The following is a 9,350-nucleotide window of genomic DNA, read 5'->3' as shown; positions in this document are numbered from 1 at the left end:
CGAGACCTGCGTGAGGATGTCGATGCAGTACTTCTCGTCCTCGACCATCCGCTGCAGGCCGCGGGCCTGGCCCTCGATGCGGCGCAGCCGCTTGAGGTAGTCGTCCTTGCGGTGGATGTAGCCGTGCCCACCGCTCTGCCCAGTGGTCTCCATGTCGTCCCCTCGTCGATCACACCCCACAAGCCGGTACGGGGTAGGGGTATTTCCAGAGGGACAGTACGCCCGTTCGGCCGGGGGATCAACCGGTCACCGGTCGGTCCGGCTGCTCGGCCACCTGCCCGGCCCGCCACGGACGCCTCTCCGCGCCCCACCAGCGGGATCCGCTCGACGACCACGAGGGTTGGTCGACAGCGTTCGTCCGCACGAGGGCACGGGTGGCGCCTGGGTGCCGGTGCCGACGACGGCCGTCACGCCGGCGCAGGGAGGTGCCAACAAGGGCGTTGCCGGTCGGGTGCTGGATACCCGCCCGCAGGACCTCGGTGGGGTCGACCGCCGCGAGCTGCAGGAGTGCCTCGAGGCCTGCTGCGGGTGCGCCCGGGCCTGCACCGCCTGCACGGACGCGTGCGAACAGCGAGACGCCGGCGAGCAGCACTGCGAGACGGGCGGTCCACGGGTTGATCGCCATCGAGTGCGACGCGGGACCCTCCTGCGGCCGTGCATCACGAGCCGCGACCGGCCGGGACCGACCGACGTGGCCTCCGAGGAGGCGTCCACCCCGTCCTGCGGTGCCACCGTCGCGGCGTGAGCAGCCAGGGGCGCGCCACCGGCGGCGCCCGGGGGCGCCGCCGTGGACGGAACCCCGTGCACGAGGAGGACGGCAGCCAGCAGCAGGGCCCACGTGCGCTGCACCGAACGGCCACCTCCCCCTGGCGGCCACGGTGCGGAGCGTCCATCACGACGCGTGGACGACGGTGTTCGGCTCTGTGCCGCAACGCCCGGCCCGAGCGGTACAGGTCCGGAGCCCTCCGAGCCCGTCCACGCCGCTCTGCTGGAGCAGTACGGTGATCGACTTGCGGGGGTCCGAGGGTCCTCAGGTCACGCGGGACTCCGGTCCGTCCGGGTACAGCACCACGAAGGAGCGGCCATGCCACGACTGGGGCCCCTGGAGGCGGCCGTGATGGACGTCCTCTGGTCGGCGGACGGATCGCTGACCGTGCGCGAGGTCCTCGACCGGGTGCCTGGACAGCGCACGTTGGCCTACACCACCATCATGACGGTGCTGACCAACCTCCACCGGAAGGACATGGTGGAGCGCGAACCGGCCGGCCGCGCCTTCAGCTACCGCCCGTCCGTGTCCCGCGAGGAGGCTGCCGCCGCTTCGCTGCGCGAGGTCCTCGAGGCGTCGAACGACCCCCGGTCGGTCCTCCTGCACTTCGCCGAGACCGCCTCCGACGAGGAGTCGACCATCCTCCGGGACGGCCTGGCTCGGCGCTCACAGCAGTCATGACCGCGCTGATCAGCCTCCTCGCCTGCATCACGGTGGTCGGCCTCCTCGGCCATCGACCCCTGCTGTGGGCGGCCGACCGACGCATCGACCCGACCGTCCTGCTGACCGGCTGGATCCTGTCCTGCGTCGGCCTGGTCGTCGGGGCGCTGGTGACGGTGGCGCTCCTGGTGGTCCCGCCGCACGAGCACCGCTCCCCCGGGCTGTTCCGACTGGCCGGGGACTGCCTGGCGGCCGTGTCCACGGGGTCGGTCCCGGGAGGGCGGGAGGCCCTGGCCGCGCTGGGCGTCGCCGCGTCGACCGCCGTGCTCTGGCGGCTGGCGCTGGCGGTACGGGCGCGGGTCCGAGCCGGGCGGCAGCGGGCGCCCCACCTCGAACAGCTACGCCTCCTGGCCGGCCGCGCTGCGCCCCACGAGCCGCTGTGGATCCGCGACGACCGCCCGTTGGCGATGTCGGTGGGCGGTCGACCGGGGGTCATCATCATGAGCGACACGCTGCGCCGGCAGCTGACGTCCGCGGCCGTCGCCGCCACGCTCGAACACGAACGCGCACATCTCCGCGGACGCCACCACCTGTTGATGGCGATCGTGCAGACGCTCGCCACAGCGCTCCCCGTCTGCCCACTGCTGCGCCGGGCCCCGTCAGCGGTCGAGGACCTCGTGGAGCTCGTCGCAGACGCCAGGGCCGCTCGCCACTGCGGACCCGCCGCCGTGCGGGAGGCCCTCTGCCGGCTCACCGGTCAGCCGGCCCCGGCACTGGGCCTCGCGATGGCCGGCCGCCTGGTCGACGTGCGCCTGGAGCGGCTCAGTGCCGGGACGGTCGGCAGCAGGCCCACGACTCAGGTGGCCGGCTGCCTGGCCGTGGCGATCGGGGCACTGCTGCTACCGGTCGCCGCGGGCCTGTCCGCCTACGACGTCATCGGCTGCGTCGTCGCCTGACCCACCGGGCCACCCGGCGTCCCGAGCCTGGGATCGGACCGGCCCCCGGACCGCCGACCACTCACCGCATCGCGAGACCAGGCAGGCTCCCCATCGAGCGCCCCGAGGCCGTCCTGACCACCTGAGCGCGGCTGTCGACGGCGTCGCGACGGCACCGTGACGGCGGATCCGCAGCGCGGCTGCACGCGACCACGGACGTCGCGCGAACGACCAGCAGGCTGCACGACATGGTCACGGATCTCATCGAGGCCGGGATCCGCGCCGGCGAGCTGCGCAGCGACGTCCCCGCCGAGGACCTGGCGATCGACTGCCTCCACGCGCTCGCCGCTGCCGGCGACCTCCCTTCCGAGGCCGCGGTACACCGGCTCGGGGGCGTGACCCTCGGCGGGCTGCACCCCGAATCCCGACCGCACTCCTGAGCCGCCGGTCGGCCCGGGTCCCTGCGCACGGTGCCGTCTCCGACGATCCGCAGCCCCCGCGGGGTGACACCCCGCGGGCAGCCAACCAGGCAACGGGGTCGCTCCGGCTCGGGTACAGCCCGCCGGTGCGGACCTCGACGTGCAGGTGCGGGCCGGTGGCCTGTCCCTCGTTGCCGACCTCCGCGATCTGCCTGCCCGCTCACCCTGACCGTGAGGGGGCGCCCGCCCGCGGCGCGGTCAGGGCTGACTCCGAGGTCGACCTCCGCCGTCGGGTGTTCCATCCGGCGGCGGAGGTCGGCGCCGAAGCGGGTGGCGGGGGCGCCGGGGACCCGGCCCTGGTCCACCACGCCGAGGCCCTCCTGTGCGTACGCCCGGTGACCGGCGCGCGCCGGTGCGGATGCGGAGGATCGGTCACGCGCTGCACGCCGAGGCGGACCTGGTCATCGACGGACGGCTGGCGTCGTCGGCAACCGTCGGCCGACGCTGGAGGTACAGGTCAGCCCTGGAGCAGCTCGTCGGCCACTGTTGGTCGATGCCTGAGGTCGCGGGTGATCTGTCGTCGTGAGTTGCTCCCCCCAGCCACCGGCTGCGGTCATGGGCACGTTGCCGGTCGGGTCCTCAGGTGGCGCTGGTCAGGTGACACTGCGGTGACGTCGCTGTGACGTCCTCCGCCTAGCGTGGTGGCCGGTCCGGCGCTGGTACGACCGGAGGCTACGGAGGCGATCTGGTGACGACCGTCAGCGCTCCCCGGGAGCTCCATGCGGCCTTCGAGGCCGCCTTCAACCGACAGGACCTCGAGGCCCTCGTGGCCCTGTACGAGCCAGACGCCGTCATGGCGCAGCCCGACGGGTCCCTCGCCACGGGGCCCGACGCCATCCGTCAGCATTTCGTCGGCGTCCTCGGAGCACACGGTCGAATGGCCGTGCGAACCCGGTACGTCATCGAGTCAGGCGATCTGGCCCTGTTGAGCCTCGAGTGGGAGCTCACGACCGGCGACGAGGCGATGTCGGCGGTCACCGCCGAGGTCGCCCGGCGCCAGCCCGACGGCGGCTGGCTCTACGTCCTCGACCACCCGTTCGCGAACCTGGAGCCGGACGCAGCGGCCGCGGTCGGGCCAGCGGCGGCGTCGGCCGGCAGCTGACACGGACACCTCTCGTCGCACCGGCTCGCCCCATCGATGAGGAATACCGCCTGGGGGCCCGGAGGCGCAGCGCGTCCGTCCCTGCCGCCGTTGAGGAGGAGCTCCGTCGAGAGGAACTCCTCCGTGGTCGCGCGCACAGGGCGGCGCGACCTGCAGCCTGAGGCGAACTCGGCAACCTGGGGAGGTGCGGCGTGGTGCGGATCGGCACGTGGAACCTGGAGAACCTGTTCCGCCCCGAGGACGAGGCCGGGCCCGGCGATCCGGCCGCGTACGAGGCCAAGCTGGCAGCCCTGGCCGAGGTCATCGTGCGGATGGCGCCCGACGTGCTGGCGGTGCAGGAGGTCGGCAACCCCGATGCCCTCGCGGATCTGGCCGAGCGGGCCGGCGGCGCGTGGCACTGCGTGACCGCCGGCGTGGAGCCGAGCCAGCGGCCGATCCGGGTCGGCTACCTGTCCCGACTGCCGCTGACCGACGTCGCGGAGATCACCCGCTTTCCGCCGAAGCTGCGCCCGATCCAGGTCGACGACGACGGCACTCGCCTGGCGGTGATGGGCAGAGCGGCGCTGCGCGCCCGCGTCGAGGTCGGCGGGCGGCCGATCGATCTCATCACCTGCCATCTGAAGTCCAAGCTGCTGACCTTCCCGCCCGGCCCCGACGGGCGGCCCCGCTTCCACACCGGTGACGAGGGCGAGCGGGCCCGCGTCGCGGTCTATGCGCTGAGCCGGCGCGCCGCCGAGGCCGCCACCGTGCGCGCCGCCGCCACGGATCTGCTCGACGGCCGGGGCCAGCACCGTCGCCTGGTGGTCTGCGGGGACCTCAACGACGTGCCCGAGGCGGCGACCACCCAGATCCTGTCCGGCCCGCCCGGCTCGGAGATCGGCACCGACGGGTTCGACCAGCCCGACCGGGGCGATGGCCAGCGACTGTGGAACCTGGCCGCCCGCATCCCCGAACCACAGCGGTTCAGCCGCCGCTACCGGGGCCGCGGCGAGCTGATCGACCACCTCCTGGTCAGCCATGCCCTGGTCCACCACGTGGCCGACGGCGCCGTGCGCACCGACGCGGCCGGGCCCACCCCGTCGATCAGCGACGACCCCGGCCAGCGGCGGGACGCGGCGGGTTCGGACCACCGCCCCGTCGTTGCCGAGTTCGACCTCTGACCCGCGGCAGCGCGGTGGGTGGCCCCGCACGAAGGGCATCGGAGAACTGCTCATGGCCCACACCGTCGGGCGGGTCCCACACCGGAGCCAGGAGGTGCGCCTCAGACGGCCACCCACTGGTGGGGCGGGCAGCCGTGCTCACACGTTGACGTGCTCGGACGATGCCGCCCGGCGTCGCCTGGAACGGGGTTGGATCCCGACATGAGGACCACGGAACAGGTGTCGTCCTACTGGGGCCCGATCAGCCGTGGCGCGCGACGGAGCAGGCGCCACGACGCGGCTGACGGATGATGTAGCCCACACTCGCGCTACATGTGAGCCAGGGGACCGACCGACGGTGCGGGAGTCCAGGAGCCCCGCTGCCCGACCGACCGTTGCGACCGACGGCCAACGGGACTGATCGCACCATCCCTGATCGGCCCATCCAGGAACGTCGCAGCGGCTCACCGACTCCTTGCACGTGCAGCGCCGCACCGGCCCTGCCCGCGCCGCGAAGAGCACGGCGACGGCGCCGGGGCCGGAGCCGCCAGCGCCGGCACGGTGGTCACGCTGCGGCACCGCATGCACCGACCGGCGATGCTCGGATCCGACATCGGCCGCGACACCGAGGCCCCGCCCGCCGTCCACCGTCGACATCGACCTCCGTCACAGCGGAGACGGTGCCGCGGATGGCACCGGTGCCCGCGCCGACCGGCCCGAGAGCCTGACCTCCGGCGATGTGCGGCTACGCATGTCCGGGCCGGTGGACACCACCTCGGTGGACGCGTTGCCCGGGCAGCTGGCGGCAGCCTCCCGCGGAGGGGTACTACCGCTGACCGTCGACCTCACCGAGGTGACGCGCTGGCCAACCCCGGGGTGCAGGTCCCGCACCGGATGCGCGACCGGCTCGCCGCCCACGGCCATCAACTGACGCTCATCGCGCCGCCCGGCAGCACCGCCCGCGCAGTCCTCGACCTCGTCCATCTGCCCGCTACCGACTGACCGGCACATGTCGCCGCGGCGTCACACCGGCCGAAGCGCAGCATCGGCCGTCAACCGAGAGCTGCTCGACCACGTGACTTCGCAGCAGCGCCGTGAGGTCGCGGGTGCGGGCGAATCCGCCTGCACGCTCACGACAGTTCCCGATCCAATGCCACACCCGGCTCGAGGACGTGCACGTACGGGGCGCCGGTGAAGCCGAGGTCGCGGCCATGCGCCGCCGCCGCGACGAGACGCTGCACCTGCGGACGCCAAGAGGCAGCCGACGAGGACCGGCACCACGCCATCCCGCCACTCACCAGGCCGCCGTCTGGAATCACATGGCGATCTGAATGCTGCCGCTGTCGTCGATGACCTGACTGATGCCAACGGGCTCGGGTGAGAGACCGGTACCGTTGGAGACGGCGAGGGCGAAGTCCTGGCGCAGAGCCGGGGCCAATGTCGGGATGCCGAACGGCACGTCGATCCCGTGCACCTCGATCGTCCAGGTGCCCGCGGTCGGCGCGGCCACGTGGACGCGTTGCACGTTGTTGGTGGGGTTGGGGAACGCGGTGACGTCGCCGTCGATGGGGGCACCGCCACCGGGCGGCACGAGCCGGAGGTACAGCCGGTTCTGTAGTCCCTTGCCAGGGGAATCGGTCCACGCCAGCGTGACGCGGAGCGGCAGGTCGGGAGCGGCTACTTGCACCGCCAGGCGACGGACCTCGCCAGTGGCGACGGCCAGGTGCACGTCGTCTATGATCGCCTGCTGGCCGGTGGGTGGCGGTGACAGCAGCTGCTCGAGGTCGAGCCAGCCGAAGCCGCGGGTGTTGTCGGGTGCGGTGGAGACGCCGGCCGGCACGGTTGCGGCGTTGACGATCATCGCTTTCATCAGGGCGGCCGACGGGGTGGCAACGCCGCGGCGCTCGCGGAGGTACTGCCGTAGCAGTGCCGCCGTCCCACTGGTGATCGGGGTGGCCATGCTGGTGCCGGAGCTGTAGAAGTAGTTCTGCTGTGCCAGCGCTCCTGACCCGGCTGGCGCTGCGGGGGTGTTCTGGTTCCACGTGCCGAAGAAGGGCGCGCCAGGCAGTCCTCGGCCGACAGCCTCGGCGTGCGTCGCCACGCCGTCGGCGTCGTCGGCGTAGAGCGCATCGATGTCGGCCGAGTGCCGCACACCGTCAGGTCCGACATCCGCGGTGCTCACCGTCGAGCGACAGGACAGGATGAACGTGCCCGGTGCGACGATGTCTGGCTTCGTGCGGGTGTCCCCGATGTCCTTGACCGGGCCACGCCCCGAGAAGTCGGCGATGTCGTCGGCGTCGTCCGCCTGTTGACTGAAGTTGTTCCGCGTCACGGGCACGTTGGTCTTCGGAGTAGCGGGATCGTGATCGTGGTCCTGCATGTTCGGGTTGATGCTGATCGCCGCCGGCAGCGGCCGCACACTCTCCGACGCTCCCACGGTCAGGCAGTTCTTGGCCGTTCCCGGGGCCTGGACGGTCGACGCTCCAGGTCCCGCGTTCCCCGCCGCGATCACCACCAACATGTCGGGGTGGTGGAACACGAAGTCGTCGACGTCCTCGGAGAACGCGGTGTACCGGCCAGGGGTGTTGTTCGACCCCCAACTGTTGGAGTGGATACGGGCGCCGTCGGCGTACGCGTCTGTGAACACCCCGGCGACCAGGTCAGCAGGGACGATCAGGCGGGTCGAGTTGTCGGGGCCCATCGACAGCATCGTCAGGCGCGCCCCTGGCGCCATGCCCCGGAGACGGCCGTTGGAGTTGGCTCCGTCACCGAGGATGCTCCCGGACACGTGGGTGCCGTGGTTGTTCAGGTCCGCGCCGTCGGCCGGTGCCTTGACGACGGTGGCCCGGATGTTGACGACGCGACCGGCGAAGTCGGCCAGCACCGTGGCCGCGACCCCGGTGTCCAGGCCACTGTCGGCGACGCCGACGATCTCGCCTGTGCCGTCGAGACCGAGGGTCGTGGCGATGGGCTCGACCTTGGCGAGCGTGCGGGCGACGTCGTTCTGGGTGTGCGGATCGGGCTCGATCTCGACACTCAGGACGCCGTCCAACGAGGCGATGTCTGCCAGCCGGTCGGTCGAGGTGCTCACGACCGCTCGCCGGGGCGTGGCCGTGACGACGTCGCCCAGCTCCGCCAGTTGCTCCTTGGTGACGGCCGGGTCGACGGCCGGGTCGAGGGACACCAGGCCGGTGACCAAGGGTGCGGCTCCAGCATCTGCCACCGCTGTGGCCGCGGTCGCCGACGCCGCGCTGAGCGACGGGTCGAGCTTATCCGTTGCATCGTAGGCCGAGGCCGTGTCGACGAAGTCGAGCCCGACGAGGTCGGCGGCGGTGGCGCCGCTGTCGCCGCGAAGCCGGTAGGAGTTCTCGGACAACCGGCTGACGAGGCGTAGCCCCAGATCTTCCAATCGGTGGACCTGATCCTCGCCCAGTGGAGCGTTCGTGGTCAGGCGGATGTCCTGCATCGGCATGCGGGGCTCCTCGAGATGGTGTGACAGAAAGGGCGGCTGAGGTCCGTTCCTGGACGGCTGTCGACGAGGTCGGACGAGCTGACCGGGTCCCCGGCAGCCGGCCAACCCGGATCGAGGCGATGCGGGACGCGGCTGGTCGGGACGAGGGCATGAGCGCGGGTGTCCCTGGACACATCCGGACCACAGCGTTCGTCGGTGTGGACTCGCTCGACCCCCTTCAGGGTCGTGGTCCTGCGTCACCGCATCATCACCGTGACGTCACAAGCCCTCTGGCCCCGGTGGACCGTCGATGGCGGTGGACGTGCAGCTCGACCGGGCCGTCGGCGGGGATGTCCGCGGCCGCCGCGCTTGATCGCCAGCATCGAGTCCAGGATCAGCTCGACGAGCAGGCTGTCGTGCCGGTTGGCCGCCGAGACGAGCACGTCCAGCGGCAGGCCGTGCGCGGCAGCGGCTGCACGCCGACGAGAGCACTCTGGTGGTGCAGGCGCCCTACGGCCTCGGTGGGGTTGGCAAGACCCAGCTGGCGCTCGCGTACGCCCACCGCTTCGCCGCCGACTACGCCTTGGTCCGGTGGATCGACGCCGAACAACCGGTGCTCATCCCCGACCAGCTCGCCGCGCTCGCCGCTCGGCTCGACGTAGCCCCCGGGCCCACGGTCGCCGCCACCGTGGAGCGGCTGCTGGCCGAGCTGCGCGGCCGGGACCGCTGGCTGCTGGTCTTTGACAGCGCGGAGAGGCCGGCCGACGTCGCCGCCTACCTGCCCGGCGGGGCCGGGCATCTGCTGATCACCTCGAGAC

At 72.4% G+C, this 9,350-nt stretch carries 7 protein-coding genes and 2 pseudogenes; 6 read left to right on the top strand and 3 right to left on the bottom strand.

What is annotated here, in order from left to right; translation table 11 throughout:
• A partial coding sequence (locus ACI79G_RS24760) for a metal-sensitive transcriptional regulator (protein ID WP_456883689.1) occupies positions 1–153 on the bottom strand: 153 nt, incomplete at its 3' end.
• A gap of 931 nt (positions 154–1,084) precedes the next feature.
• Here ACI79G_RS24760 and ACI79G_RS24755 point away from each other — a divergent pair.
• From ACI79G_RS24755 to ACI79G_RS24735, 5 genes are all read left to right on the top strand, one after another.
• On the top strand, positions 1,085–1,447 hold the full coding sequence (locus tag ACI79G_RS24755; protein ID WP_456883687.1) for a BlaI/MecI/CopY family transcriptional regulator: 363 nt from the start codon (positions 1,085–1,087) through the stop codon (positions 1,445–1,447).
• Positions 1,444–2,382 carry a M56 family metallopeptidase gene (locus ACI79G_RS24750; protein WP_456883686.1) on the top strand — a complete coding sequence of 313 codons (939 nt, stop codon included), beginning with the start codon at positions 1,444–1,446 and terminating at the stop codon, positions 2,380–2,382. Before ACI79G_RS24755 ends, ACI79G_RS24750 begins: the two co-directional genes overlap by 4 nt.
• A 131-nt stretch (positions 2,383–2,513) precedes the next feature.
• Positions 2,514–2,801, top strand: coding sequence for an SbtR family transcriptional regulator (locus ACI79G_RS24745; protein WP_456883688.1), 288 nt, complete (start codon positions 2,514–2,516; stop codon positions 2,799–2,801).
• 727 nt (positions 2,802–3,528) lie between these two features.
• A complete protein-coding gene (locus ACI79G_RS24740; protein ID WP_456883685.1) occupies positions 3,529–3,942 on the top strand; it encodes a YybH family protein in 414 nt (137 codons plus the stop codon).
• A gap of 194 nt (positions 3,943–4,136) precedes the next feature.
• Positions 4,137–5,102 (top strand): endonuclease/exonuclease/phosphatase family protein, encoded by a 966-nt coding sequence (locus ACI79G_RS24735; RefSeq protein WP_456883684.1) that lies wholly within the window; start codon positions 4,137–4,139, stop codon positions 5,100–5,102.
• A gap of 1,294 nt (positions 5,103–6,396) precedes the next feature.
• Here the strand turns inward: ACI79G_RS24735 and ACI79G_RS24730 are convergent.
• Both ACI79G_RS24730 and ACI79G_RS24725 read right to left on the bottom strand, forming a co-directional pair.
• Positions 6,397–8,553 carry a S8 family serine peptidase gene (locus ACI79G_RS24730; RefSeq protein WP_456883683.1) on the bottom strand — a complete coding sequence of 719 codons (2,157 nt, stop codon included), beginning with the start codon at positions 8,551–8,553 and terminating at the stop codon, positions 6,397–6,399.
• Positions 8,554–8,867: 314 nt separating this feature from the next.
• Positions 8,868–8,990: pseudogene (locus ACI79G_RS24725) on the bottom strand (IS5/IS1182 family transposase); the annotation flags it as partial.
• 38 nt (positions 8,991–9,028) lie between these two features.
• Here ACI79G_RS24725 and ACI79G_RS24720 point away from each other — a divergent pair.
• A pseudogene (locus ACI79G_RS24720) lies at positions 9,029–9,350 on the top strand (FxSxx-COOH system tetratricopeptide repeat protein); the annotation flags it as partial.

The organism is Geodermatophilus sp. SYSU D00779 (assembly GCF_054050595.1).
The sequence above is the reverse complement of the archived record's forward strand: the minus strand, read 5'-3'. Positions and strand labels throughout refer to the sequence as shown.

Excerpts from the sequence above, each read along its gene's own strand:
- ACI79G_RS24755 (WP_456883687.1), top strand. The coding sequence starts at position 1,085 with ATGCCACGACTGGGGCCCCTGGAGGCGGCCGTGATGGACGTCCTCTGG.
- ACI79G_RS24750 (WP_456883686.1), top strand. The coding sequence starts at position 1,444 with ATGACCGCGCTGATCAGCCTCCTCGCCTGCATCACGGTGGTCGGCCTC.
- ACI79G_RS24730 (WP_456883683.1), bottom strand. The coding sequence starts at position 8,553 with ATGCCGATGCAGGACATCCGCCTGACCACGAACGCTCCACTGGGCGAG.